The organism is Pseudomonas sp. Sample_14 (assembly GCF_004307515.1).
In the GTDB taxonomy this organism is placed as follows: Bacteria; Pseudomonadota; Gammaproteobacteria; order Pseudomonadales; family Pseudomonadaceae; genus Aquipseudomonas; species Aquipseudomonas atacamensis.
In genome coordinates, this window is record NZ_RCOC01000070.1 from 27265 (window position 1) to 53449 (window position 26185).

Here is a 26185-nt window from a genome sequence, read left to right on the forward strand (position 1 = left end):
GTTGGAAACACACCTCGGGCGCGGTCGTGGAAACTGCGCAAGGCCGGCACAGGGAAAATGCGCACGGCACGATGTCCTTCCCGGACACCCCGCCGGTTAGTCAGTCACTGTGCCGGCAGGTCTCCTGACTGATGCGTCATCGCCACGCTCCGGCCTTCCCGGGATTCACCCAGTGGCAGTCGAGGAGCAGGCTCGGCACCTACAGTTGCGGGGGCAGTTCCGATTGATGCTGTGCAAGCATTTCGGATTCCCTATTAATTCCGTGTGGAAACCGGCGGCGGCATGGTAGTCGATTTGCGCGGTGGAGGGGGAGGCGAATCTGCCACAGCGTCGATTTTGCCGTTGGCATTGCAATCGGCCGTATGCACTGATTAATATACGTTCCATATACACATCGTATCGGATTCATATATGGGCATCGTAAAAATTTCAGAGGACATGCACGAGAACCTGCGCATCTCCAGCAACGCCCTCAGCCGCTCGATCAACGCGCAGGCCGAGCACTGGATGCGCATCGGCATGCTCGCCGAGCTGCATCCCAACCTCGATCACAGCGCCATTTGCCGCCTGCTGATCCGCGCCGAACAGAATGGTGGCCTGGATCTGCAACAACTGACTCAGGAAACCGTCAGCGCATGAGAAACCAGATCAAGATCAACACGCCGGCCGACATCGAAAAATCCCGCGCTGCCGGCAAACTCGCCGCCGAAGTACTGGCGATGCTGGTGCCGCATGTGAAGGCCGGTGTGACCACCGATGAGCTGGACCGGTTGTGCAACGACTACATCGTCAATGTGCAGAGAGCCGTTCCGGCCAACGTCGGTTATCACGGCTTTCCGAAAACCGTCTGCGCGTCGGTCAACGACGTGGTGTGTCACGGGATTCCATCGGGCACGCCATTGAAGGATGGCGACATCGTCAATCTCGACATCGCCGTGATCAAGGATGGCTGGTTCGGTGATACCAGCCGCATGTACGTCGTGGGTGAGGCGAGCCCCGAGGCGCAGCACCTGATCAAGGCCACTTACGACGCGATGTGCGCGGGCATTCGCGCAGTGAAACCGGGTGCAACGCTGGGCGATATCGGTTACGCGATCCAGAGCCTGGCGGAGGCGGAGGGCTTCAGCGTGGTGCGCGAGTACTGCGGCCATGGCATCGGCAAGGTCTATCACGACGAACCGCAAATCCTGCATTACGGCTTTCCCAATCAAGGGCTGAAGCTCAAGGCCGGGATGATTTTCACCGTGGAACCGATGCTCAATGCCGGCAAACGCCATGTGAAGAACATGCCGGATGGCTGGACCGTATTGACCAAGGATGGCTCGTTGTCGGCGCAGTGGGAGCATATGGTCGCGGTGACGGAGAGCGGGTTTGAAGTGCTGACGGCGTGGCCGGATGAGATTGAAGGGTACCGGGCCATTGGCTAATACCGTGTCGCCTGCTTGCCCTCACCCTAGCCCTCTCCCAATGGGAGAGGGGACTGACCGAGGTGTTGTTGCGAGATACGCCGACGTGCGATACCGAGTCGAACTTACATTTTGAACAGCATGAAGATCGGCTCCCTTTCCCCCTCGCCCCCCGTGGGGGAGAGGGCTGGGGTGAGGGGTAGACCAACTGACTCAGCGCAATCAGTGAGCACCGGCAGCCTTGTTCAAATCGCTCTCGGTCCACTCGGTATAAACACAAGCATCCGCCGTCGCCCAGCGCACCCGGACCTGATCGCCGGCCTTGAGTGGCATGCCCGCTGCCGACAGCGCTTTCACCGTCATCGACGTCCCGCCCGCAGTGACCACGCTGCACGTCTGGCTCTCACCGAGAAACAGCACCTCCACAACATTCGCCGATACCTCATTCCAGCCTGCCGCCAGCGGCTCATCCAGCGCCTGCTGCGTGCTCAGCGCCAAGGCCTTTTCCGGACGCACCATCAGCAGCACATCCTGATCAGTGTGCAACCCGGACGTCAGCCGAATCGACAACAACTGACCCTCGAAACTCGCTGCCGCATTGCCTTGCGCCTTGAGCTTGAGGAAGTTCGAATTGCCCAGGAACGACGCGACAAATGCATTCGGCGGATTCTGGTAAAGGTCATAACCACTGCCCAGACCGACGATCTTGCCGTGGCTGAAAATCGCGATGCGTTGCGACAGCCGCATGGCTTCTTCCTGGTCGTGGGTCACGTACACGATGGTGATGCCCAGGCGCCGGTGCAGTTGGCGCAGTTCATCCTGCAAGTCCTCGCGCAGCTTCTTGTCCAGCGCGCCCAGCGGTTCGTCCATCAGCAGGATGCGTGGCTCGTAAACCAGCGCCCTGGCGATGGCGACACGTTGTTGCTGACCGCCGGACAGTTGCGAAGGGCGGCGATGGGCGAACTGTTCGAGCTGCACCAGTTTGAGCATCGCATCGACGCGCTTTTCGCGCTCGGCCGCAGCCAGTTTGCGAATCGCCAGAGGGAAGGCGATGTTGTCGCGTACCGACAGATGCGGGAACAGCGAGTAACGCTGAAAGACCATGCCGATGTCGCGCTTGTGCGGCGGCACATTGACCAGCGACTGGCCGTTGACGAGGATCTCGCCGCTGCTCGGTGTTTCGAACCCGGCGAGCATCGACAGCGTCGTACTCTTGCCCGAGCCGCTGGAGCCGAGAAAGGTCAGGAATTCGCCGTCCTTGATGTCCAGCGAGATATTGTCGACGGCAGCGAAATCGCCGTAGTGCTTGTTCAGGTTGCGCAGGCTGACCAGGGGTTTGTCGTTCTGCTGGGATGCGTCTTTGATAACGGCACTCATGTCGTACTCCTGGGCGCTCAGGCGCTGATTTCGTTGCGCCGGCGCAGGGCGGCGGCGATCACCATGACCAATACCGACAGGCCGATCAGCAGCGTCGAAGCGACGGCGATCACCGGGGTCAGGTCCTGGCGCAGGGTGGTCCACATTTTCACGGGAAGGGTTTGCAGAGTCGGGCTTGCCATCATCACGCTGAGCACCACTTCGTCCCACGAAACGAGAAAGGCGAAGAGGGCGCCGGCGACCATGCCCGGACGGATCGCCGGGAACGTCACCTTGAACACCGCTTGCAGGCGCGAGGCACCGCAGATCACCGCCGCGTCTTCAATCGACTGATCGAACAGCTTCAGCGAGTTGATGATCGAGATGATGGTGAACGGCAGCGCGACGATCACATGGCTGACGACGAAGGCGAACATCGTCCCGGTGTAGCCGAGCTTGAGAAACAGCGCGTACACCGCCACGGCAATGATCACCAGCGGCACGATCATCGGCAGGGTGAACAGGCCGTAGAGCATCTCGCGGCCGGGGAAGCGCCCGCGCACCAGCGCAAACGCGGTCGGCAAACCGAGCGCCACAGCGCAGATCGTGGTCAGCACGGCGACCTTGAGGCTGGCGGCAGCGGCGTTCATCCAGTCGGGATTGGAGAAGAACTGGCCGTACCATTTCAGCGTCCAGCCCGGTGGCGGGAACACCAGCCACTGCGAGGAGCCGAACGACAGCAGCACGATGAACACGATCGGCAACAGCAGGAACAGACCGATCAGCCCGGTAGTGGCGTAGAGGCCGAAACGCATGCGCCGGCTCATGGCATTGGGGGTCAGGAGCATGTCGGCTTACCTCGCGTTACTGGCGCCAACCGGGGATTCCGGTTGAAGCTTCAGGTAGAAGTAGAACAGCACCAGGGTGATTGCGATCAGCAACGCGGCGCCGGCACTGGCCAGGCCCCAGTTGAGGAACGATTGCACCTGCTGAATGATGAACTCCGGCAGCATCATGTTCTGCGCCCCGCCGAGCAGCGCCGGGGTGACGTAGTAACCGAGCGACATCACGAACACCATCAAACCGCCGGAGGCCAGACCCGGCCGGCACAGCGGCAGGAACACCCGGAAGAAGTTGGTCCACGGGCTGGCGCCACAGATCGAGCCGGCCTGCAGGATCATCGGGTCGATGGCCTGCATGGTCGCCTGCAACGGCAGCACGATGAACGGGATCATGATGTAGCTCATGCCGATCACCACGCCCGTGAGGTTGTGCACCATCTCCAGCGGTTGATCGATGATGCCCAGCGCCATCAGCGCCTTGTTGATCACGCCCGAGGCTTGCAGCAACACCAGCCACGAATAGGTGCGGGCGAGCAGGCTGGTCCACATCGACAGCAGCACGATGTTGAGGATCCAGCGCCCCCAGCCGCGCGGCACCAGGGTGATCGCCCAGGCCAGCGGAAAGCCCAAGAGCAGGCTGAACAGCGTCACCAGCCCGGCCACCGAAAAGGTGTTGAGCAGCACTCGCGCATAGGCCGAGTTGGCGAACAACTGTTCGTAGTTGCCGAGACCCGGCACAGGTTCGAGCACACCGCGCAGCAGCAGGCCAATCAACGGCGCCAGAAAGAACAGGCCGAGGAACAGCAGCGCCGGGACGAGGTTGCCGGCGCCGCGCCAGCGTTGCTTGAAAGCCGAACCGGCAGCGCCGGCGGCGCTCCCGGTGGCAGTGGAAGAACGGGGCGCAGTGGCCGCGATTTTCATTTGACAAGCCATTCGTTCCACCGTGTCGCGATAGCCGGACCGTTCTTGGCCCAGTAAGCGAAATCAAGGGTGATCTGATCCTTGGCGTAAGCCGTCGGCAGGTTGGGGGCCAGCGTCGAATCCAGACGCTCCACACTGTCGAGGTTGACCGGCGCGTAGGCGGTCAGGTTGGAGAAGTCGGCCTGGCCTTTGGCGCTGCTGGCATTGGCGAGGAACTTCATCGCCGCATCTCTGTTTTTCGAGCCTTTGGGGATGACCAGAATGTCGGCCATGACCAGGTTCTGTTTCCAGCTCACGCCGACCGGTGCGCCGTCTTCCTGCAAGGCGTGCACACGGCCATTCCAGAACTGGCCCATGCTCGCTTCGCCGGACGCGAGCAGTTGCTGCGACTGCGCGCCGCCGCCCCACCAGACGATGTCTTTCTTGATGGTGTCGAGTTTCTTGAAGGCGCGATCCAGATCCAGCGGGTAGAGCTTGTCGGCAGGTACGCCATCGGCCAGCAGCGCCAGTTCGAGCACGCCGGGGCTTGGCCATTTGTACAGGGCGCGTTTGCCGGGCCACGTCTTGGTGTCGAACAGCGCGCTCCAGTCCTGCGGCTTGTTGGCGCCGAGCTTGCCCTCGTTGTAGCCGAGGACAAAGGAGAAGAAGAACGAGCCGACGCCGTGATCGCTGACGAAGCGCGGGTCGATCCTGTCGCGCTGGATCACTTTGAAGTCGAGGGGTTCAAGCAGGCCTTCGGCAGCGGCGCGCAGGGCGAAATCGGCTTCGACATCGACCACGTCCCACTGCACGTTGCCGCTTTCGACCATGGCCTTGAGTTTGCCGTAGTCGGTGGGGCCGTCCTGGACGACGGTGATGCCGCTGGCCTTGCTGAACGGATCGGCCCAGGCCTGTTTCTGCGCATCCTGGGTGCTACCGCCCCAGCTGACAAAATTCACGCTTTCGGCAGCCATTGCAGCCTGGCCGGTAACGCTGAGCAGTCCCGCGAAAAAGATCGCGGTTGCAGCTTTGTTCAACACCATGTTCACGCCCTCATTGTTGTGTTTTTTGAGCGGGCCTTGCGTTGTTGCCCGCCTGTCGGGAGCAGTAGCTGGACGGTTTTTCGGTTCGTCCGGTCTATGGAATATCATATTATGGTATTCCAAACTTTGTGCAAGCACTTTGCCTTACCGGTTATCTGGCCGGTTGGTTTTTTTGCGCCGTTCGGCCTGAGATATTTTGTGAATGTGAGATCCAGCCCCTCACCCCAGCCCTCTCCCAAGGGGAGAGGGGGAAAGGGAGCCGATCTTCATGCTGTTCAAAACCGAGCCCGATTCGGTAATGGGAAAAGGAGTGGATCCGTATGCTGCTCAAAGCTGAGTTCGACTCGGTATCCCAGGTCGATGTATAGCGACCGGTCAACTCGGTCGGCTCCCTCTCCCTTTGGGAGAGGGCTGGGGTGAGGGCGGCGTCATTCAGTGAACGGAATGCTCTCAACCACCTCAAGGTCATACCCGGTCAACCCCGCATACTTCAGCGGTGGGCCAAGGTGGCGCAGCTTGCCAACCCCAAGGTTCTGCAGAATCTGCGCCCCAGTCCCGACCTCGGAATAAATCCGCGATTGCGAACGGCTGAACTGCCGTGGCGGTTGGGTCAGCTGCGGCACGCGTTCGAGCAACGCCTGCGACGATTCATGATTGGCCAGCACCACCACAACCCCATGACCTTCCGCCGCGACCCGTTGCAGCGCCGCCCACAGCGTCCAGTTCGTCGGCCCGCTGTACTCGGCGCCGACCAGATCGCGCAGCGGATCGATCACGTGCACGCGCACCAGCGTCGGCTCTTCGCGGCGCAGATCGCCCATGACCATTGCCATGTGCACGCCGCCTTCGATGCGATCTTCGAAGGTGATCAAACGGAAGGTGCCATGCACCGTCGGCAGCTCACGTTCACCGATGCGTTCGATGGTGTGCTCGGTGCTCAGGCGGTAGTGGATGAGGTCGGCAATGGTGCCGATCTTGATCCCGTGCTTGCGTGCGAACTGCTCCAGATCCGGGCGGCGGGCCATGGTGCCGTCGTCGTTCATCACTTCGACGATCACCGAGGCGGGGGTGAAACCGGCCAGACGCGCCAGGTCGCAGCCGGCCTCGGTGTGCCCGGCGCGGGTCAGCACGCCACCTTCCTTGGCGCGCAACGGGAAGATGTGGCCTGGCTGCACCAGATCTTCGGCGCGGGCATTTGGCGCCGCGGCGGCGGCAACAGTGCAGGCCCGATCTGCTGCGGAAATGCCGGTAGTCACGCCGACCGCCGCTTCGATCGACACGGTAAATGCAGTGCTGAACACACTGCCGTTGGCGGGTACCATTTGCTCCAGGCCCAAGCGCTGGCAATGTTCGTCGGTCAGGGTCAGGCAGATCAGCCCGCGTGCTTCGCGGGCCATGAAGCTGATAGCCTCCGGCGTGCAACGGTCGGCGGCCAGCAGCAGGTCGCCTTCGTTCTCGCGGTCTTCGTCATCGACCAGCAGGACCATTTTGCCGAGGCGATAATCTTCGATGATTTCTTCGATGCTGTTGAAGGCCATGCTGGACTCTCAGGGTTCGTTGGAAATATATTGGTATACCATAATACAAAATCAACAAAGAGGTCACTATGAAGGCGTACTGGATTGCACATGTGGATATAGCCGATGCCGAGCACTACAGCCAATACACCCAGCGCACCCCGCAGGCGATTGCCGCATTCGGCGGCAAGTTTCTCGCCAGAGGCGGGCGCAGTGAAGCGCTGGAAGGGCGGCAGACGCCACAGCGCACGGTGATCATCGAGTTTGAAAGCTACGAAACAGCCGTGGCGTGCTACCGCTCGGCGGCGTATCAGGAGGCGAAAAGTTATCGCGAAGAATGGGCGAGGGCGGAGATCATCATCGTTGAAGGCATCAACCCAATTTAAGCCACACTGATGATCGTTCCCACGCTCCGCGTGGGAATGCAGCCCGGGACGCTCTGCGTCCCATCCAGAGCCGAACGCGGAGCGTCCGTAGAGACATTCCCACGCGGAGCGTGGGAACGATCAGGGGACTGGTGATTTTTAGCGCATGAAATGGATCTTGCCGCTGTCATCATTACCCATGTAAATCCCGTAAACCCCCGCTTGGCGCTCTTCGATATAGCGCTCGAGAATCTGCCGGATCGCCGGGTAGTAGATCTGCTCCCACGGAATCTCTTCCGGGGCGAAGAACTTGTAATCCATGGTCTCCGGCCCGTACTGCCCGGTGATTTCCAGGGCGATGGCGCGGAAGATGATGTACACCTCGCTGATCTTCGGCACGCTGAAGATCGAATACGGCGAGACGATTTCCGCGCGCACGCCGCTTTCTTCCCAGACTTCGCGCAGCGCCGCCTGCTCGGTGGTCTCACCGCTTTCCATGAAACCGGCCGGCAGGGTCCAGGTGCCCGGGCGCGGGGGGATCGCCCGTTGGCACAAGAGGTATTTGCCGTCCTGCTCGATGATGCAGCCGGCAATGATCTTCGGATTGACGTAGTGGATGTAGCCGCAGCCGCAGCACATCAGGCGCTCGTGCGTATCACCCGGCGGCGTCTGCTGACCGAGGTCAGGGCCACCGCATTTCGGGCAAAAGCTCGGGCTGAACATGTCATTGACCTATGCGGGGTTCTTTCAGCGCGATCGGCAGGGTGATCGCCGGGGTGCCTTTGACGGCGACGCCGGTTTCTTCCTGTTTGCGCTTGAGGTAATCGAGGGCCACGGCGGCGGCCGCGCGGACGTGATCGACACACGCCTGATGCGCCGCCAGCGGATCGCCGCTCTTGATCGCCTCGACCATTTTTTCCATCTCGTGATTACTTGCGCCGCGCCGGTTTTCCTGGGACACCGAGGTCGCGCGCAGATAGCTGATGCGTGCCTGCAACTGACGCAATTGGGTGGCGGCGACATGGTTGCCCGAGCCTTCGAGCAGCACGTCGTAGAAGCCCTGCACCGAGTCGATGACCTGTTGCAGCTCGCCGTCCTTGAGCGCCTTGCGGTTGTCATCGAGGGCTTTTTCCAGGGCTTTGATGTCCTTGGCTTTGGCGCGCAGGGTGAACAGCTGCACGATCAGGCCTTCGAGCACGCAACGCAATTCGTAGATATCGACGGCGTCGTCGAGGGTGATGATGGCTACGCGCGGGCCTTTGGCATCGGCGAATTCGACGAGACCTTCGGATTCAAGGTGACGCAAGGCTTCGCGCACCGAAGTGCGGCTGACACCGAGGCGATCGCACAGGTCGCGTTCGACCAGGCGATCACCTGGCATGAGCTGGAAATTCATGATCGCGCTACGCAGTTTGTCCAGCACGATTTCGCGCAGGGTAACGGGGTTGCGATTGACCTTGAAGCTGTCGTCGAGTGGCTGGCGTTTCATGGGGTCCGCTCTTGAGCTTGGCTGTCCATGCCAGACGGGCATCAAAACAGCCGAGGGTTAACTGGAGGCCTCGGCGTCGGCTTCGGCAAAGGCTTCACGGGCCAGCCGGAAACTGTCCACGGCCGCCGGAACGCCGCAATAAATGCCGACCTGAAGCAGAATTTCGCGTATTTGCTCACGACTCAGGCCGTTACGCAAGGCGCCACGCACATGCAGCTTGAGTTCATGCGGGCGGTTGAGCGCCGAGATCATTGCCAGGTTGATCATGCTGCGCTCCTTGAGCGACAGACCCTCACGCCCCCATACATGGCCCCAGCAGTATTCGGTGACCATTTCCTGCAGCGGACGGGTGAAATCGTCGGCGTTCTCGATCGAGCGCTGAACATAGGCTTCGCCGAGTACCTGCGTGCGGATTTGCAGGCCTTTTTCATACTTTTCGTTACTCATTTCTTTCGCCTCACCTCAATCCTGTGGGAGCTGGCTTGCCAGCGATAGCGGTAGTTCAGTCAGCATTGATGTTGAATGTCCCGTCGCCATCGCTGGCAAGCCAGCTCCCACAGGGTTTTGCATTGTTCTCAAACAAGGGTTGGCAACGCGCCCAGCTTGCCCTTGTGGTAAATCATCGGCGTCACCGGTTGCTCGGGCAGGATCAGGTTCTTCACTGCGCCGACAATGATCGCGTGATCGCCGCCGTCGTATTCACGCCACAACTCGCACTCGATGATCGCTGTGGCCTTGGCCAGGATCGGGTTGCCCAGGTCGCTCAGGTGCCAGTCGATGCCCTTGGCCTTTTCCTTGCCCTTGCCGGCGAACGCGTAGGCTTCGGCGGTCTGCTCGGCGGAGAGCAAATGGATGGCGAATTTCTTGCTGTCGCGCAGTACCGGGTAGGTGTCGGACGCATAGTTGGGGCAGAACAGCACCAGCGCCGGGTCGATCGACAGCGCGCTGAACGCGCTGGCGGTGATGCCGACGATGCCGCCGTCCGGGTCGAGGGTGGTGACCACCGTAACGCCGGACGGAAATGAGCTCATGACGTCTTTGTAAATGCCGGGTTCGATCATTTCGCAGGACTCCTAGCGCATCACAAACGGATCAGGCATTGGCGCCTGGGAGAGGTTGATCCACACCGTTTTCAGTTCGGTGTAGGCCAGCACCGAATCGATGCCGCTTTCGCGTCCATAGCCACTGTTCTTGAAGCCGCCGATCGGCGCCATCGCCGACACCGCACGGTAGGTGTTGACCCAGATGATCCCCGAGCGCACATCGCGCGCCAGACGATGGGCGCGACCCAGGTCACGGGTCCAGATGCCGGCAGCGAGGCCGAACTGCGAGTCGTTGGCGATCGCCAGCGCTTCGGCTTCGTCCTTGAAACGAATCACCGAAGCCACCGGGCCGAAGACTTCTTCCTGCATGATCTTCATCGAATTGCGGTCGCACTCGAACAGCGTCGGCTCGTAGAACCAGCCTTCGCCGAGATCCGCCGGACGCTTGCCACCGGTGCGCAAACGCGCGCCTTCGGCGATGGCGTCAGCGACCAGACCTTCGACCACCGCCAGTTGCTGCGCGGTGGCCATTGGACCCATTTCACTGTGGTCTTCCTGCGGGTTGCCGATGCGGATGCGCTGGGCGCGCTCGACCAGGCGATTGACGAACTCGTCGTAGATTTCGTCCTGCACCAGCAAGCGCGAACCGGACACGCAACTCTGCCCGGACGCCGCGTAGATGCCGGCAATCGCACCGTTGATCGCGCTGTCGAGATCGGCGTCGGCGAAGATGATATTCGGCGACTTGCCGCCCAGCTCCAGCGATAGCTTGGCGAAATTCTCGGCGCTGCTGCGCACTACATGCCGAGCCGTGGCCGCGCCGCCGGTGAAGGCGATCTTGCGGATCAGCGGATGACGGGTGAGGGCGGCGCCGGTGCTCGGGCCGTATCCGGTGACGACGTTGACCACGCCCGGCGGAATCCCGGCTTCGAGGGCCAGGCGTGCCAGCTCGAGAATGGTCGCCGAGGCGTGCTCGGACGGCTTGATCACAATCGTGTTGCCGGCGGCGAGGGCCGGGGCCAGTTTGATCGCGGTCAGGTACAGCGGGCTGTTCCATGGAATGATCGCGGCGACCACACCCATGGCTTCGTGCACGGTGTAGGCAAACAGATCCGGTTTATCCAGCGGCAGGGTGCCGCCTTCCAGTTTGTCAGCGAGGCCTGCGGTGTAGTGGAAGAACTCCGGCAGATAGCTGACCTGGCCACGGGTTTCGCGGATCAGCTTGCCGTTGTCGCGGCTTTCCAGCTGCGCCAGGTGTTCCTTGTTTTCTGCGATCAGATCACCGAGGCGGCGCAGCAGTTTGCCGCGCGCAGTGGCGGTCAGACCGCGCCAAGCCGGGCTGTCAAAAGCAGTTTGCGCTGCTTGCACGGCGCGTTCGACGTCCGCTTCATCGGCGTCGGGCAGTTCCGCCCAGGCTTGCGCGGAGGCCGGGTTGAGGCTTTCGAAGGTCTTGCCGGAGAGGGCGTCGACCCAGTCTCCGCCGATGCACATCTGGAAGCGTGCGAGTGTCATGCAACGATCCCCTTTATATGGTTTTGTCGGGAGTGTGCGAATTGGAGAAATTCCAGCAGCATCTGGTTGACCAGACGCGGCGACTCTACCGGCATCATATGCCGTTGCTCGGGCAGCACGGCAACCTTCGCAGCGGGGATGCGTCGGGCCAGTTGCTCGGCCATTTCCGGGGTTGAACCGGGGTCGAGTTCGCCGGTGGCGATCAGCGTCGGCGCCTGAATGCTGCTCAGATCGTCGGCGCGGTACATGTCCTGGGTGGCAAACAATTCATAAGTGGTCAGATAGCCCTGCGGATCGTTGTTGGCCAAGGTCTGGCGCAACGCGGCGATCTGCGCCGGGTTGGCCGCCTGATATTCACGGCTGAACCAGCGCGACAACGCCGCTTCGGCATTGGCGTCCGGGCCATGTTCGGCAGCCTGGGCAGTGCGGGCAATCACGCCGGCACGCTGTTCTTCGCTGCGGTTGAACACGCTGTTCAGCACCACCAGGCTTTGCAGGCGCTCCGGGTAGTGCAGGGCGAAGGCCCGCGCGACCAGACCGCCCATGGAGAAACCGATCACCGCTGCCTGGGGCAGATTCAGGTGATCGAGCAGCTCGAGCAACTGATCGGCGTAACCGAGCAGGTCGGTGCCGCTGGCCGGGCGCGGGCTGGCGCCGTGGCCGAGCATGTCGTAGGCGATCACCTGGTACTGGCTGGCGAGGCCGACAATCTGCCCGCCCCACATTTCTTTGTTCAGGCCCACGCCGTGGATCAATACCACGGGCTGGCCTTGGCCGGTCGCCAGGTAACTGGTGCCAGCCGGGGTGAGTTCAGCGGTGAGCCGAATCATGGAGCGCTCCTGCAATGCCTTTTTATTGTGATTACTGGGCTTTTTCGGCAGCCAGTTCTTCCAGATCGATGTAGCGGTTGCCGATGCGCGGGTGCAGGCGGCCACCGTCGGCGCAACCGAGCACGACGACGATTTCGTCAGCACGCGGCGCGTCTTCGATCTGCATTTCCAGGGTGATGTAGTGCGAACGCAGGCCTTCGTCGTCCTTGTGCATCATCGGGATCTGAATCGACGTGCCCGGGCCGCCGCGCTTGTTGGTAAAGCTCAGGTAGCTCTTGGCTTTTACCGCTTCGCGATAGTGGTTACCGAAGCGCAGGGTGTGGATCACCGCCGACGCGTGCTCGATCTCGCCATCAGCGCCGACGACCGCCGCTTTGCCGTACGCCTCGATCTTCTCGGCACCGCCGATGATGCCGACCAGGCGTTCGACCATCATTGCGCCGAGGTCGGAGCAGTTGGCGCGGATCTGCGGCTTGAGGTCTTCGACAAAACCGTTGCCCACCCACGGGTTCTTCATCACCACGGCGAGGCCGACCATGGTCACCGGCTTGTCAGTAGCCTTGCCGCCTTCGATGAAGGTTTCTTCGACATAGCTGACGATCTTGCGAATTTCGAAACTCATGAGCTGCTCCGTTGGGGGATTGAGAGTGTCTGTGCGTCTGATGGTATACCATAATACCGATCCTGCAAGTCCCCGCAGCGACAATTGCGTCATCCATCCTACGAATGGCTGCGCATTCAGCCTTTGGCGCGAAACCACCCATCACCACAAACCCTGTGGGAGCGAGCCTGCTCGCGAAAGCGGTGGGTCAGCCAATAAACAGGGTGACTGATACACCGCATTCGCGAGCAGGCTCGCTCCCACAGGGAAAATGATGGGTTACAGAGAGCCGCTTTCGGTTAACAAAAGATAACGCGGCGCCGATTGTCAGACATTTGCAAAGCCCGATAGGATGAGCCAGCTTCCGAAGGGGCTCTGGATTGCGGGTTTCAGGACTATGCTTCTGATCTGCCACTAGCCGAGCACCCTTGCGGCGCCCTTGAAGGCCCGATGGCCCAACAATAATAAATAGGGGAAGGTCTATGAGTCGTTGCCGCCCGCCGGCGTTACGCAACACCGCGTTGCTGGCCACAGCACTCTCGCTGCTGGGCTTTGCCACGTTATCGGCACCTGTGATTGCCGCCGAGGCCCCGGCTGACGTGGTCTATGCCACCGAATCGGCCAAGGCCGCGAAAAGCCTGATTCTTGATGTCGTCCACGCTGGCGCGCGTCTGGTCGCGGTCGGCGATCGCGGGCACATCGTCTATTCCGATGACCAGGGCAAAACCTGGACCCAGGCCAAGGTGCCAACCCGGCAACTGCTCACTGCCGTGTATTTCGTCGATGACAAAAACGGTTGGGCCGTGGGCCACGATGCACAGATTCTCGCCAGCGCAGACGGCGGTCTGACCTGGACCAAACAATTCGAAGACCTCGCACGCGAATCGCCGCTGCTCGACGTCTGGTTCAAGGACGCCAGCAGCGGCTTTGCCGTGGGCGCCTACGGCACGCTGCTGGAAACCTCCGATGGCGGCAAGCACTGGGAAGACGTCAGCGATCGCCTCGACAACGAAGACCAGTTCCACCTCAACGCCATCGCCGCCGTGAAAGACGCCGGGCTGTTTATCGTCGGCGAGTCCGGCAGCATGTTCCGCTCCGCCGATGACGGCCAGACCTGGGAAAAGCTTGAAGGCCCGTACGAAGGTTCACTGTTCGGCGTGATCGGCACGGCGCAGCCGCAGACCCTGCTGGCTTACGGCTTGCGCGGCAATCTTTATCGCTCCACTGATTTCGGCAGCAACTGGGAGCAAGTCGAACTCAAAGCTGCACGCGGTGCGCTGGAGTTCGGCCTGTCCGGCGGCACGCTGCTGGAAGACGGCTCGATCGTCATCGTCGGTAACGGCGGCTCGGTGATCAGCAGCAGCGACAACGGCGAAACCTTCAGCGTGTTCAACCGCCCGGATCGCATTTCGCTGTCGTCGGTCACCGCCGCCGGCAACGGCAACCTGATTCTGACCGGGCAGGGTGGCTTGCACATCACCCAGCCAAACGGTGCCGAGACCAATAACAAGAAGGCGGGGCTATGACTTCCTTGATCACTCCTCAGCAGGAAAAGGCGACGGTTCTCGAGCGCCTGATCTTCAATAACCGTCCGGCCGTGATCCTGATCTGCCTGGTGGTGAGCATTTTCCTGTTCTGGCAGGCCACGCTGATTCGGCCGTCGACCAGTTTTGAAAAAATGATCCCGCTGCAGCATCCCTTCATCGAAAAGATGATGGAGCACCGCAACGATCTGGCGAACCTGGGCAACACGGTGCGTATTTCGGTGGAAGCCACCGACGGCGACATCTTCTCCAAGGAGTACATGGAGACCCTGCGCCAGATCAACGACGAAGTGTTCTACATTTCCGGCGTCGACCGTTCCGGGCTCAAATCGCTGTGGAGCCCGAGCGTACGCTGGACCGAAGTGACCGAAGAGGGTTTCGCCGGCGGTGAAGTGATTCCGCAGAGCTACAACGGCTCGCAGGACAGCCTCGATCTGCTGCGCAACAACGTGCTCAAGTCCGGCCAGGTCGGGCGTCTGGTGGCCAACGACTTCAAGTCGAGCATTGTCGACATCCCGCTGCTCGAGGCCTATCCGGACCCGCAGGATCAGGGCAAGTTGCTGGCGCTGGACTATCGCCAGTTCTCCCATGAGCTCGAAGACAAGATCCGCAACAAGTTCGAAGCGCAGAACCCCAACATCAAGATCCACATCGTCGGTTTCGCCAAGAAGGTCGGTGACCTGATCGACGGTCTGGTGATGGTGGTGCTGTTCTTCGGTGTCGCCTTCGTCATCACCCTGATTCTGCTGCTGTGGTTCACCAACTGCCTGCGCAGCACCATCGCGGTGTTGAGCACAACGCTGGTGGCGGTGGTCTGGCAGCTCGGCTTGATGCACTTCTTCGGCTTCGGGCTCGACCCGTATTCGATGCTGGTGCCGTTCCTGATTTTCGCCATCGGCATTTCCCACGGCGTGCAGAAGATCAACGGTATCGCCCTGCAATCCAGCGAGGCCGATAACGCCCTGACCGCGGCACGACGCACCTTCCGCCAGTTGTTCCTGCCGGGGATGATCGCGATTCTGGCCGATGCGGTGGGCTTCATCACCCTGCTGATCATCGACATCGGGGTGATCCGTGAACTGGCCATCGGCGCGTCTATCGGCGTTGCGGTGATCGTGTTCACCAACCTGATCCTGCTGCCGGTGGCGATTTCCTATGTCGGCATCAGCAAGCGCGCGATTGCCAAGAGCAAGAAGGACGCCAACCGCGAGCACCCGTTCTGGCGCCTGCTGTCGAACTTCGCCAGCCCGAAAGTCGCACCGATTTCGGTAGCCTTGGCTCTGATCGCCTTCGGTGGCGGCCTCTGGTACAGCCAGAACCTGAAGATCGGCGACCTCGACCAGGGCGCGCCGGAACTGCGTCCGGACTCGCGCTACAACAAGGACAACAACTTCATTATCAGCAATTACTCGACCAGCTCCGACGTGCTGGTGGTGATGGTCAAGACCAAGGCCGAAGGCTGCTCGCGCTACGAAGCCATGGCGCCGATCGATCAGCTGATGTGGAAGATGCAGAACACCGAGGGCGTGCAGTCGGCGATCTCGCTGGTGACCGTGTCCAAGCAGATGATCAAGGGCATGAACGAGGGCAACCTGAAATGGGAAACCCTGTCGCGCAACCCGGACGTGCTGAACAACTCGATCGCCCGCGCTGATGGCCTGTACAACAACAGCTGCTCGCTGGCGCCAGTGCTGGTGTTCCTCAACGATCACAAAGCTGAGACCCTCGATCGTGCGGTCAACGCGGTGCAGGAGTTCGCCAAGGAAAACAACAAGGACGGCCTGGAATTCATCCTCGCCGCCGGTAACGCCGGGATCGAAGCGGCCACCAACGAAGTCATCAAACAGGCTGAGCTGACCATCCTGATCCTGGTGTACATCTGCGTGGCAGTGATGTGCATGATCACCTTCCGCTCATGGGCAGCGACCCTGTGCATCGTCCTGCCGCTGGTGCTGACCTCGGTACTCGGCAACGCGCTGATGGCGTTCATGGGCATCGGCGTGAAAGTCGCGACGCTGCCAGTGGTGGCGTTGGGCGTGGGGATTGGCGTGGATTACGGCATCTACATCTACAGCCGCCTGGAAAGTTTCCTGCGTGCCGGGCTGCCGTTGCAGGAAGCCTATTACCAGACGCTGAAGTCGACCGGTAAAGCGGTGCTGTTCACCGGCCTGTGCCTGGCGATCGGCGTGTGCACCTGGATCTTCTCGGCGATCAAGTTCCAGGCCGACATGGGCCTGATGCTGACCTTCATGTTGCTGTGGAACATGTTCGGCGCGCTGTGGCTGCTGCCGGCGCTGGCGAAGTTCCTGATCAAGCCGGAGAAGCTGGCGGGGCAGAAGGGCAATTCGCTGTTTGCCCACTGATCTGACAGGCTGAAACGACAAAGCCGCAACCTTTGGGGGTTGCGGCTTTTTTTGTGCTTCAAGATCAAGCGCCCCTCACCCTAGCCCTCTCCCGGAGGGAGAGGGGACTGACCGCGGCGTCTTTCGCCATACACCGACCTGAAAGATCGAGTCGATTATGGATTCAAAGCAAATCACTGGACCTGCAATACCAAGCGATGTTGGATTCAGCGCAAATCGTTCAAGTCGGCGTAAATCTCAAATATCCCCCAATCGGTCCCCTCTACCTCTGGGAGAGGGCTAGGGTGAGGGCAAGCGATCTCAAGCCCTAAGAAAGCTCTGCGCCAAGCACAACACTCAACGCACTACGCGCATCATCCAACTGCACCAGCGTCGCATGCCGGGCGCCCAGGGCATCGCGGTTCTCGATGGCGGTCAGAATCGCCTTGTGCCTGGGCAACGCCAGTTCATGCAGATTCGGCCGCTGATTGGAATGCTTCAACGCCTCGGCAATTGCTACCGCCAACATGTTGCACAGGTTCGCCAGCAGGTCGTTGTGCGTCGCATCGGCGATGCGGCTGTGGAAGTCCAGGTCCGGTTGCAAAAGCGCTTCCGGGGTCGGCGCGGCTTCCATGCGTTGGTAGGCTTCGTTGATCGCAGCGATGTCGGCATCGGTCGCATGCTGAGCGGCGAGGGCGGCGGCTGCCGGTTCGATGATGCTGCGCACGCTGGTGAGCACGTTGAAGAATTCATTCTGCGGGCTGCTCTGCATCAGCCAGTGCAGCACGTCCGGGTCGAGCATGTGCCACTCACGGCGGGCCTTGACCACGGTGCCGACGCGCGGTTTGGAATACACCAGACCCTTGGCCACCAGCACCCGCGTGGCTTCGCGCAACACCGGCCGACTGACCGCGTACTCCTCGCACAGCAGGGCTTCGGCGGGCAGTTTGTCGTCGGGCAAAAAGCGTCCGGAGACGATCTGCATGCCCAGTTCCTGGACGATGCGCGAGTGCATGCTTTTACGGTCGGAAGGTTTGCGGTAATCCATGGGGAGTGGCGCGATCCTGAGCGATGGAGATGCCGCGCATCATAGCAGGCACGGCACAATCTTGAGGTAGGCAATGATCGTTCCCACGCTCTGCGTGGGAATGCCTCAAGGGACGCTCCGCGTTCCAGCTCTGAAAGGGACGCGGAGCGTCCCGGGCTGCATTCCCACGCGGAGCGTGGGAACGATCAGTGGGGTGTCAATGAGAGTGGCGCGGAACCTCGGCACCACGGCAGCCAACCAGGAAGTCAAAGTCGCAACCCTGATCCGCCTGCAGCACGTGGTCGATGTACAGCTGACGATAACCGCCCACCAGCAACTGTTGCGGTGCTTGCAGATCGGCCATTCGCGCGGCCAGTTCAGCATCCGGAATGTCCAGATGCAAACGGCCGCTGGCGCAATCGAGCTCGATCCAGTCGCCTTCCTTTACTGCCGCCAAAGGCCCGCCGGCTGCGGCTTCCGGGGCGACGTGCAAAACCACCGTGCCGTACGCGGTGCCGCTCATGCGTGCATCGGAAATACGCACCATGTCGGTCACGCCTTCTGCCAACAGCTTGGCTGGCAAACCCATGTTGCCGACTTCGGCCATGCCTGGATAACCCTTCGGCCCGCAGTTTTTCATCACCAGAATCGAATCCTTATCGACGTCCAGCTCCGGATCGTTGATCCGGGCCTTGTACATGTCGAAGTTCTCGAACACCACCGCACGCCCGCGATGCTGCATCAGTTCAGCAGTGGCGGCGGACGGCTTGAGCACCGCGCCCAGCGGCGCCAGATTGCCACGCAACACGCAGATGCCACCGTCGGCGCGAATCGGATTGTCGAGGGTGCGGATCACTTGGTCTTCGCCGTAGATCGGCGCGTCCTTGGTGTTCTCGCCGATGGACTTGCCGTTGACCGTCAGTGCGTTCGGGTTGGGGATCAGATTGGCTTCACCGAGGCGGCGCAGCACCGCTGGCAAACCACCGGCGTAGTAGAACTCTTCCATCAGGAAACGCCCGGACGGTTGCAGGTCGACGATGGTCGGCATGCCGCGACCGATGCGGGTCCAGTCGTCCAGATCGAGCTCGACGCCGATGCGCCCGGCGATGGCTTTCAAGTGGATCACGGCGTTGGTCGAACCGCCGATGGCAGCGTTGACACGAATAGCGTTTTCGAAGGCTTCTTTGGTGAGGATCTTCGACAGTTTCAGGTCTTCACGCACCATCTCCACCGCACGCATGCCGGACATGTGCGCCAGCACATAACGGCGCGCATCTACGGCCGGAATCGCGGCGTTGTGCGGCAGCGAAGTGCCCAGCGCTTCAGCCATGCACGCCATGGTCGACGCGGTGCCCATGGTGTTGCAGGTGCCCGCCGAACGCGACATGCCGCCCTCGGCCGCGAGGAAGTCATCGATGGTGATGGTGCCGGCCTTGACCTGTTCGCTGAGCTGCCAGACCACGGTCCCAGAGCCGATATCCTTGCCTTTGTGCTTGCCGTTGAGCATCGGCCCGCCGGTGACGACGATGGCCGGCACGTCGCAACTGGCCGCGCCCATCAGCAGTGCTGGAGTGGTTTTGTCGCAACCGGTGAGCAGCACGACGCCGTCGATCGGGTTGCCGCGAATCGCTTCTTCAACGTCCATGCTCGCCAGGTTGCGGGTGAGCATGGCAGTCGGGCGCAGGTTCGATTCGCCATTGGAGAACACCGGAAACTCCACCGGAAAACCACCGGCCTCGATCACCCCGCGTTTGACGTGCTCCGCGATCTGGCGGAAGTGCGCGTTGCACGGAGTCAGTTCCGACCAGGTGTTGCAGATGCCGATGATCGGCTTGCCGTGGAACTGATGGTCGGCGATGCCCTGATTCTTCATCCAGCTGCGGTACATGAAGCCGTTCTTGTCGGCCGTGCCAAACCATTGGGCGGAGCGCAGGGTGGGTTTCTTATCAGACATGATCGATTCTCTTATTGTAAGACTATTGTTTGCGAGCTGACGCTTAATCTAAGCTCAAAATCCGCGCTTTGGAAGTGTTGTTGGGTAATTAGTATTACTATATAGTCGTTTTCGACGGAGGGATGGCCCTGGCTGTTTTGGCGAGAGGCGTCCCCCGAGGTTCTATAAAAACAACAATCGGAGACCGATCTCATGAGCCAGGAATTGCGGCTTGTCCGGCGCATCACACTGAAACTGATTCCCTTCCTGATCCTGCTGTACCTGATCGCCTATGTGGATCGCTCCGCCGTCGGCTTCGCCAAGCTGCACATGGGCGCCGACATCGGCATCGGCGATGCCGCCTACGGCCTCGGTGCCGGGTTGTTTTTCATTGGTTACTTTCTTTTAGAGATTCCCAGCAACCTGATGCTCGAACGCTTCGGCGCGCGGCGCTGGTTCGCGCGGATCATGATCACCTGGGGCGCGATCACCATCGGCATGGCCTTCGTGCAAGGGCCGCACAGCTTCTATGTGATGCGCTTTCTGCTCGGCGCGGCCGAGGCGGGCTTCTTCCCCGGCGTGCTGTACTACATCACCCAATGGTTCCCGGTGCGCCATCGCGGCAAGATCCTCGGCCTGTTCATCCTTTCGCAACCCATTGCGATGATGATCACCGGTCCCGTGTCCGGCGGTTTGCTCGGCATGGACGGTATCCTCGGCCTGCACGGCTGGCAGTGGCTGTTCATCGTCATCGGCACGCCGGCGATCCTGCTGACCTGGCCGGTCCTGCGCTGGCTGCCGGACGGCCCGCAGCAAGTGAAGTGGATGGATCAGGCGGAAAAAGACTGGCTGACCGGCGAGCTGAAAAAGGACTTGCAGGAGTACGGCCAGACCCGTCACGGCAACCCTCTGCATGCGTTGAAAGACAAACGCGTGTTGTTGCTGGCGCTGTTCTATCTGCCGGTGACCCTGAGCATTTATGGCCTCGGCCTGTGGCTGCCAACGTTGATCAAACAGTTCGGCGGCAGCGATCTGGTCACCGGTTTCGTCTCTTCGGTGCCATACATTTTCGGGATCATCGGCCTGCTGATTATTCCGCGTAGCTCCGACCGTTTGAACGATCGCTACGGCCATTTGGCGGTGTTGTATGTGCTCGGTGCGCTGGGCCTGTTCCTCAGTGCCTGGCTGTCGCTGCCGGTGGCGCAACTGGCGGCGCTGTGTCTGGTGGCGTTTGCCTTGTTCTCATGCACCGCGGTGTTCTGGACCTTGCCGGGGCGTTTCTTTGCTGGCGCCAGTGCCGCGGCGGGGATTGCCTTGATCAACTCGGTGGGCAACCTCGGCGGTTACATCGGGCCGTTCGTGATCGGCGCGTTGAAGGAATACACCGGCAATCTGGCTTCGGGGTTGTACTTCCTCTCGGGCGTGATGGTGTTCGGGCTGATTCTGACCGGCGTCGTTTACCGCGTGCTGGAGCGCAAGCATGTGCTGCCCGTCGACCAGTTCGCCGCCAGCGCCCGTGGCGCGACCCGAACCTGACTGACCAACACTGGCCCCTGTGGGAGCGAGCCTGCTCGCGAAGAGGCCATCACATTCAACACTGTTGGTGACTGATACACCGCTTTCGCGAGCAGGCTCGCTCCCACAGGGGGATAGCGGCGTTTTTGATGGAACAGGAGAAAATCATGCATCTGGTTCAATTCGAATTACCCAACGGCGAGCGCCGTGTCGGCGTGGTCGACAACGGTCAGGTCCGCGAAGTCGAGGACGCCCGCAGTGTCCGTGATCTGGCCCTGGCGGCAATCGAGGCCGGCGGCTCGCTTGAGCAGCAAGTGCAAAGCCTCGGCCTCGGCGCCAGTCACGACTATGGGCAGTTGCTCAAAGACCTGCGCATCCTGCCGCCACTCGATCACCCGGATCCGGCGCACATGCTGGTCAGCGGTACTGGTCTGACCCATCTGGGCAGTGCTTCGGCCCGGGACAAGATGCACCAGCAGGCCGGCGATGAAGCGGCGATGACCGACACCATGCGCATTTTCAAGTGGGGCGTGGAGGGTGGCAAACCGGCGGCGGGGCAGGCCGGTGTGCAACCAGAGTGGTTCTACAAGGGCGACGGCAGCATTGTCGTGCGTCCGGGGCAGCCGTTCCCGCTGCCGCCGTTCGCCGAGGACGCCGGCGAAGAGCCGGAGATGGCCGGCCTGTATGTCATCGGCAACGATGGCAAGCCGTATCGCCTCGGTTTCGCCGTCGGTAACGAGTTCTCCGACCACGTCATGGAGCGCAAGAATTACCTGTACCTCGCGCACTCGAAATTGCGCAGTTGCAGTTATGGCCCGGAACTTCGTACCGGTGAATTGCCTCAACACCTTGCCGGCACCAGCCGAATCCTGCGTGACGGCGAAGTGTTCTGGCAGAACGAGTTCCTCAGCGGCGAGGCCAACATGTGCCACAGCCTGGCGAACCTCGAGTACCACCACTTCAAATACAGTCAGTTCCTGCGTCCGGGCGACGTGCACATTCATTTTTTCGGCACAGCGACCCTGTCGTTTGCCGACGGCATCCGCACTCAGCCGGGCGACACGTTCGAGATCAGCCAGGCCGACTTCGGCGCACCGCTGGTCAACGGTATCGCACCGGTTCAGGCGGCTTTTGAACCGGACAGCATCGGCACCCTTTAAGGAGATCCCATGACTCAGATTCTCGGTCACAACTACATCGGCGGTCAGCGTAGCGCCGCTGGCAGCGTCAAACTGCACTCGGTCGACGCCAGCACTGGCGAGGCCCTGCCGCACGATTTCATTCAGGCCACGGCCGAAGAAGTCGACGCCGCTGCCAAGGCCGCCGCTGCGGCTTACCCGACCTATCGCAGCCTTAGCGCCGAACGTCGCGCGCAGTTCCTCGATGCGGTCGCGGATGAGCTGGATGCGCTTGGCGACGATTTCGTCGCCGTGGTCTGCCGCGAAACCGCGCTGCCAGCCGGGCGCATTCAGGGCGAGCGCGGTCGCACCAGCGGGCAGATGCGTCTGTTCGCCAAAGTCCTGCGTCGCGGTGATTTCTACGGCGCGCGGATCGATCTGGCACTGCCGGATCGTCAGCCGCTGCCACGTCCGGATCTTCGCCAATACCGCATCGGCCTCGGCCCGGTCGCCGTGTTTGGTGCGAGCAACTTCCCGCTGGCGTTCTCCACTGCCGGTGGCGATACCGCAGCAGCGCTGGCCGCCGGTTGCCCGGTAGTGTTCAAGGCCCACAGCGGCCACATGGCCACGGCTGAACTGGTCGCCGACGCGATCATTCGTGCCGCAGAAAAAACCGGTATGCCCGCTGGCGTGTTCAACATGATCTACGGTGGCGGCGTCGGCGAATGGCTGGTCAAGCATCCGGCGATTCAGGCCGTTGGTTTCACCGGTTCACTGAAAGGCGGTCGCGCCCTGTGCGACATGGCAGCCGCACGTCCGCAACCGATCCCGGTGTTCGCCGAGATGTCGAGCATCAACCCGGTGATCGTTTTGCCGCAAGCACTGGCCACGCGTTCGGAAACCGTCGCGCGCGACCTCACCGCTTCGGTGGTTCAGGGTTGCGGTCAGTTCTGCACCAACCCGGGTCTGGTCATCGGTATTCGCTCGCCGCAGTTCAGCGCGTTTGTACAGCAAGTCGCCGCTGCAATCGGTGATCAACCGGCGCAAACCATGCTCAACGCCGGCACCCTCGGCAGCTATGGCAAAGGCCTGGAAAAGCTTCTGGCGCACAGCGGCATCGAGCATCTGGCCGGTAATCCGCAGCAGGGCAATCAGGCGCAGCCGCAGTTGTTCAAGGCCGATGTCAGCCTGTTGATCAACGGTGACGAAGTGCTGCAGGAAGAAGTGTTCGGCCCCATCACAGTAATCGTCGAAGTGGCCGATCAGGCACAACTGAGCGCGGCGCTGCACGGCCTGCACGGTCAGTTGACCGCGACGATCATCGGCGAGCCGTCTGATTTCGAGCAATTCGCCGAACTGACGCCGCTGCTGGAACAGAAGGTCGGGCGCATCCTGCTCAACGGTTATCCGACCGGTGTCGAAGTGTGCGATTCGATGGTGCACGGCGGGCCGTACCCGGCGACGTCCGATGCGCGCGGCACGTCAGTGGGCACGCTGGCGATCGATCGCTTCCTGCGCCCGGTGTGCTTCCAAAACTACCCGGACAGCTTGCTGCCCGAACCACTGAAAAACGCCAACCCGCTGCGGATTCAGCGTTTGGTGGATGGCAAGCCATCGCGTGAGGCGATCTAGCCAGCACCGTAATTTCCTGTGTCTTTGATTGATCGTTCCCACGCTCCGCGTGGGAATGCAGCCCGGGACGCTCTGCGTCCCATTGGAACGCGGAGCGTCCCTAGAGGCATTCCCACGCAGAGCGTGGGAACGATCAGCTGGCACACCGCCTTCGCGAGCAGGCTCGCTCCCACAGAGGTTCCAGCAGGGGCCTCTGGATCACATTGGGCTATCATTGGCCCTTTCCCCCCTTGAAAGACTGTTTGCCATGACTGCCCAAACCCTTCTCATCGCCCTCGAACACTGCGGTATGGTCGAAATCGATGGCCTGCACGCCTTCGAATTCGCCCTCGACGAGGACGATAACCTGCACATCGAATGCATCGATGGCCGCGAAGCCAAGCACTGGCAATTCACCCCGGCGCAGGTCGCGCAAGCGACGTTCGATGAGACGCTGCAGAGCTGGCTGATCGTCGGTTACGCCAGCGACACCAAGACCACGGGCGAGCATCGTCTGGTGTGCGTCGGCGACGTAGTCAGCAGCAGCGACGATGAGGATGACAATAATGAAGATGCGTAATTTCTGGCCTTTGCTGATGGCCGGCAGCGTCGGCGCGATGGGGCTTTCCAGCGCCTCTGCCGAAACCTTGCAATTGCTGGTCGGCTCCTACACCGCCGGTTCCAGCCAGGGCATCTACCGCATGCAGTTCGACAGCGCCACCGGCCAGATCGACGCCAAGCCGCTGCAAGTGGTCAAGACCGAAAACCCGTCCTGGCTGACCCTCTCGAAAGACCAGAAGCGCTTGTTCGTGGTCAACGAAAACGGCCCGGGCCAGACCGATCCGGTCGGCCGCGTCAGCAGCTTCGCCATCGACCCGAAAACCCATGCGCTGAGCCTGATCAATCAAGTGCAGAGCCTCGGTAACGAGCCGACCCATTCCAGCCTCAGCGCTGATGCCAGACACCTGTTCGTCAGCAACTACTCGGTGATGGAAGATCCGGGCGGTACCCTGGCGGTATTGCCGGTCGATGCCGACGGCCAGCTGAAACCGGTGGTGCAGATGAGCGGCCACCCGGCTAGTCGGGTCAACCCCGAGCGCCAGGCTTCCAATCACGTGCACTCGACGGTGTCGTCGCCGGACGGGCGCTATGTGTTCTCCAATGATTTGGGCGCGGACAAGGTTTTCATCTATCAATACGACCCGAAGGCCAACCCGCACTTGCCGCTGACCCCGGCGAAAACCGCCTCGGTAGCCTTGCCGGCCGGCAGTGGCCCGCGTCATCTGCTGTTCAGCGCTGACGGCAAACACGCTTGGCTGACCATGGAGATGAGCGCGCAGGTTGCGGTGTTCGACTACAAGGACGGCGTACTGACCCAGACGCAACTGGTCGATCTGGCAGCGGGCCAGCCAACCTCGGACAAGGCCGGCGCGGCGCTGCATGCCTCGGCTGATGGCAAGTTTCTCTACGTGAGCAATCGCGGCACGGCCAATCAGCTCGTAGTGTTCGGCATTGATCCTGCGACCGGTCAGCTCAAAGAGCTGCAAAAGCGCTCGGTCGAAGGCGATCACCCGCGCGAGTTTGCCCTCGATCCGAGCGGTAAATTCGTCTTGATTGCCAACCAGAAGAGCAACCAGATTGTCGTCGTCGAGCGCGATGCCAAGACCGGTCTGCTGGGCAAAACCGTGCAAAAACTGCCGATGGACGCGCCAAGCGACCTGAAATTCCTGGTGCGACAATAAGCCACAGGCCCCGGACTACGGGGCCTGCATCGTTGTATTAATTGCACTGATAACGGCTAATGCTACAAAAGATTTCAAGCGAGTAACCCTCGAGCGTTACGTTTGTTTCACAGCCCGCCGGGCAAACCAAGCAAACGAACACGAGGGTTACCGCCATGAATTTCAATCTCTTCTCCGTCATCGCCGCTTCCGCCATTTCTGCCACCGTGGTATTGCCAGCCGGTGCCAACGTCGAAATCACCAGCAAAAAATCCCACACCCAGAGCTACACCCAGAAATACCTGCAACAAAGCGCCAACTTCTACGCCGCGCTGGATCACAAAACCCAAGCCTGAGCGCACCGTTCTCCTGTAGGAGCTGCCGAAGGCTGCGATCTCTTGATCTTCATCGTCAAAAGATCGCAGCCTTCGGCAGCTCCTACGCGCGCGCGTAACCTGATCGTTCCCACG

General features: G+C 61.2%; 25 protein-coding genes and 1 riboswitch. Of the genes, 11 read left to right on the forward strand and 14 right to left on the reverse strand.

Annotated elements, in window-relative coordinates; genetic code table 11:
- Positions 1-96: 96 nt before the first annotated feature.
- A riboswitch (cobalamin riboswitch) is annotated at positions 97-291 on the reverse strand.
- Positions 292-411: 120 nt separating this feature from the next.
- Positions 412-639, forward strand: coding sequence for a ParD-like family protein (locus tag D8U61_RS16755; protein ID WP_122698096.1), 228 nt, complete (start codon positions 412-414; stop codon positions 637-639).
- The gene (gene map / locus D8U61_RS16760) at positions 636-1427 is read left to right on the forward strand and encodes a type I methionyl aminopeptidase (RefSeq protein WP_130927331.1); all 792 of its coding nucleotides are present in this window, start codon (positions 636-638) and stop codon (positions 1425-1427) included. The genes D8U61_RS16755 and map overlap by 4 nt, the downstream gene beginning before the upstream one ends.
- A gap of 201 nt (positions 1428-1628) precedes the next feature.
- Here the strand turns inward: map and D8U61_RS16765 are convergent, their stop codons facing one another.
- From D8U61_RS16765 to ribBA, 5 genes are all read right to left on the reverse strand, one after another.
- A complete protein-coding gene (locus D8U61_RS16765) occupies positions 1629-2783 on the reverse strand; it encodes an ABC transporter ATP-binding protein (protein ID WP_130927332.1) in 1155 nt (384 codons plus the stop codon).
- Positions 2784-2800: 17 nt separating this feature from the next.
- Complete coding sequence (locus tag D8U61_RS16770) at positions 2801-3610, reverse strand: ABC transporter permease (protein ID WP_007918021.1); 810 nt, start codon at positions 3608-3610, stop codon at positions 2801-2803.
- A gap of 6 nt (positions 3611-3616) precedes the next feature.
- On the reverse strand, positions 3617-4525 hold the full coding sequence (locus D8U61_RS16775) for an ABC transporter permease (RefSeq protein ID WP_130927333.1): 909 nt from the start codon (positions 4523-4525) through the stop codon (positions 3617-3619).
- Positions 4522-5547 carry an ABC transporter substrate-binding protein gene (locus tag D8U61_RS16780; RefSeq protein ID WP_130927334.1) on the reverse strand — a complete coding sequence of 342 codons (1026 nt, stop codon included), beginning with the start codon at positions 5545-5547 and terminating at the stop codon, positions 4522-4524. Before D8U61_RS16780 ends, D8U61_RS16775 begins: the two co-directional genes overlap by 4 nt.
- A 428-nt stretch (positions 5548-5975) precedes the next feature.
- A complete protein-coding gene (gene ribBA, locus D8U61_RS16785; RefSeq protein WP_130927335.1) occupies positions 5976-7085 on the reverse strand; it encodes a bifunctional 3,4-dihydroxy-2-butanone-4-phosphate synthase/GTP cyclohydrolase II in 1110 nt (369 codons plus the stop codon).
- Positions 7086-7153: 68 nt separating this feature from the next.
- Here ribBA and D8U61_RS16790 point away from each other — a divergent pair, with 68 nt between their 5' ends.
- Positions 7154-7450 (forward strand): DUF1330 domain-containing protein, encoded by a 297-nt coding sequence (locus D8U61_RS16790; protein WP_016775016.1) that lies wholly within the window; start codon positions 7154-7156, stop codon positions 7448-7450.
- A 138-nt stretch (positions 7451-7588) separates the two neighbouring features.
- Here D8U61_RS16790 and D8U61_RS16795 read toward each other — a convergent pair whose 3' ends face one another.
- The 7 genes from D8U61_RS16795 to D8U61_RS16825 all read right to left on the reverse strand — a co-directional run bounded on the left by D8U61_RS16795 (position 7589) and on the right by D8U61_RS16825 (position 12925).
- Positions 7589-8152 (reverse strand): NUDIX hydrolase, encoded by a 564-nt coding sequence (locus D8U61_RS16795; RefSeq protein WP_130927336.1) that lies wholly within the window; start codon positions 8150-8152, stop codon positions 7589-7591.
- A gap of 1 nt (position 8153) precedes the next feature.
- Positions 8154-8918: a GntR family transcriptional regulator gene (locus D8U61_RS16800; protein WP_016775014.1), complete on the reverse strand. Its 765-nt coding sequence runs from the start codon at positions 8916-8918 to the stop codon at positions 8154-8156.
- A gap of 57 nt (positions 8919-8975) precedes the next feature.
- Positions 8976-9365 (reverse strand): carboxymuconolactone decarboxylase family protein, encoded by a 390-nt coding sequence (locus D8U61_RS16805; protein ID WP_024013190.1) that lies wholly within the window; start codon positions 9363-9365, stop codon positions 8976-8978.
- Between the two features lie 128 nt (positions 9366-9493).
- The gene (locus D8U61_RS16810; protein ID WP_130927337.1) at positions 9494-9979 is read right to left on the reverse strand and encodes a flavin reductase family protein; all 486 of its coding nucleotides are present in this window, start codon (positions 9977-9979) and stop codon (positions 9494-9496) included.
- A 12-nt stretch (positions 9980-9991) separates the two neighbouring features.
- Positions 9992-11473: an aldehyde dehydrogenase gene (locus D8U61_RS16815; protein WP_042606772.1), complete on the reverse strand. Its 1482-nt coding sequence runs from the start codon at positions 11471-11473 to the stop codon at positions 9992-9994.
- Positions 11470-12303, reverse strand: coding sequence for an alpha/beta fold hydrolase (locus D8U61_RS16820; protein ID WP_130927338.1), 834 nt, complete (start codon positions 12301-12303; stop codon positions 11470-11472). Before D8U61_RS16820 ends, D8U61_RS16815 begins: the two co-directional genes overlap by 4 nt.
- Positions 12304-12334: 31 nt before the next feature.
- On the reverse strand, positions 12335-12925 hold the full coding sequence (locus tag D8U61_RS16825) for an amino acid synthesis family protein (protein ID WP_007968626.1): 591 nt from the start codon (positions 12923-12925) through the stop codon (positions 12335-12337).
- Between the two features lie 461 nt (positions 12926-13386).
- Here D8U61_RS16825 and D8U61_RS16830 point away from each other — a divergent pair, with 461 nt between their 5' ends.
- Together D8U61_RS16830 and D8U61_RS16835 are read left to right on the forward strand one after the other, a co-directional pair.
- Positions 13387-14430 carry a YCF48-related protein gene (locus D8U61_RS16830; protein WP_122507913.1) on the forward strand — a complete coding sequence of 348 codons (1044 nt, stop codon included), beginning with the start codon at positions 13387-13389 and terminating at the stop codon, positions 14428-14430.
- Positions 14427-16811, forward strand: coding sequence for an RND family transporter (locus tag D8U61_RS16835; RefSeq protein WP_024013186.1), 2385 nt, complete (start codon positions 14427-14429; stop codon positions 16809-16811). The genes D8U61_RS16830 and D8U61_RS16835 overlap by 4 nt, the downstream gene beginning before the upstream one ends.
- A gap of 307 nt (positions 16812-17118) precedes the next feature.
- Here the strand turns inward: D8U61_RS16835 and D8U61_RS16840 are convergent, their stop codons facing one another.
- Together D8U61_RS16840 and D8U61_RS16845 are read right to left on the reverse strand one after the other, a co-directional pair.
- The gene (locus D8U61_RS16840; protein ID WP_024013185.1) at positions 17119-17838 is read right to left on the reverse strand and encodes a FadR/GntR family transcriptional regulator; all 720 of its coding nucleotides are present in this window, start codon (positions 17836-17838) and stop codon (positions 17119-17121) included.
- A 196-nt stretch (positions 17839-18034) separates the two neighbouring features.
- Positions 18035-19771, reverse strand: a complete 1737-nt coding sequence (locus D8U61_RS16845; protein WP_024013184.1) for an IlvD/Edd family dehydratase — start codon at positions 19769-19771, stop codon at positions 18035-18037.
- A 192-nt stretch (positions 19772-19963) separates the two neighbouring features.
- Here D8U61_RS16845 and D8U61_RS16850 point away from each other — a divergent pair, with 192 nt between their 5' ends.
- The 6 genes from D8U61_RS16850 (at position 19964) to D8U61_RS16880 (ending at position 26071) form a co-directional block, all read left to right on the forward strand.
- The gene (locus tag D8U61_RS16850; RefSeq protein WP_071172697.1) at positions 19964-21286 is read left to right on the forward strand and encodes an MFS transporter; all 1323 of its coding nucleotides are present in this window, start codon (positions 19964-19966) and stop codon (positions 21284-21286) included.
- Positions 21287-21432: 146 nt separating this feature from the next.
- On the forward strand, positions 21433-22425 hold the full coding sequence (araD1, locus tag D8U61_RS16860) for an AraD1 family protein (RefSeq protein WP_130927339.1): 993 nt from the start codon (positions 21433-21435) through the stop codon (positions 22423-22425).
- A 9-nt stretch (positions 22426-22434) separates the two neighbouring features.
- Complete coding sequence (locus D8U61_RS16865) at positions 22435-24015, forward strand: aldehyde dehydrogenase (NADP(+)) (protein ID WP_130927340.1); 1581 nt, start codon at positions 22435-22437, stop codon at positions 24013-24015.
- A gap of 247 nt (positions 24016-24262) precedes the next feature.
- On the forward strand, positions 24263-24574 hold the full coding sequence (locus tag D8U61_RS16870; protein WP_130927341.1) for a DUF5629 family protein: 312 nt from the start codon (positions 24263-24265) through the stop codon (positions 24572-24574).
- Positions 24561-25736, forward strand: coding sequence for a lactonase family protein (locus tag D8U61_RS16875; protein ID WP_130927342.1), 1176 nt, complete (start codon positions 24561-24563; stop codon positions 25734-25736). Before D8U61_RS16870 ends, D8U61_RS16875 begins: the two co-directional genes overlap by 14 nt.
- 155 nt (positions 25737-25891) lie before the next feature.
- Positions 25892-26071 carry a hypothetical protein gene (locus D8U61_RS16880; protein WP_130927343.1) on the forward strand — a complete coding sequence of 60 codons (180 nt, stop codon included), beginning with the start codon at positions 25892-25894 and terminating at the stop codon, positions 26069-26071.
- Positions 26072-26185: the final 114 nt, after the last annotated feature.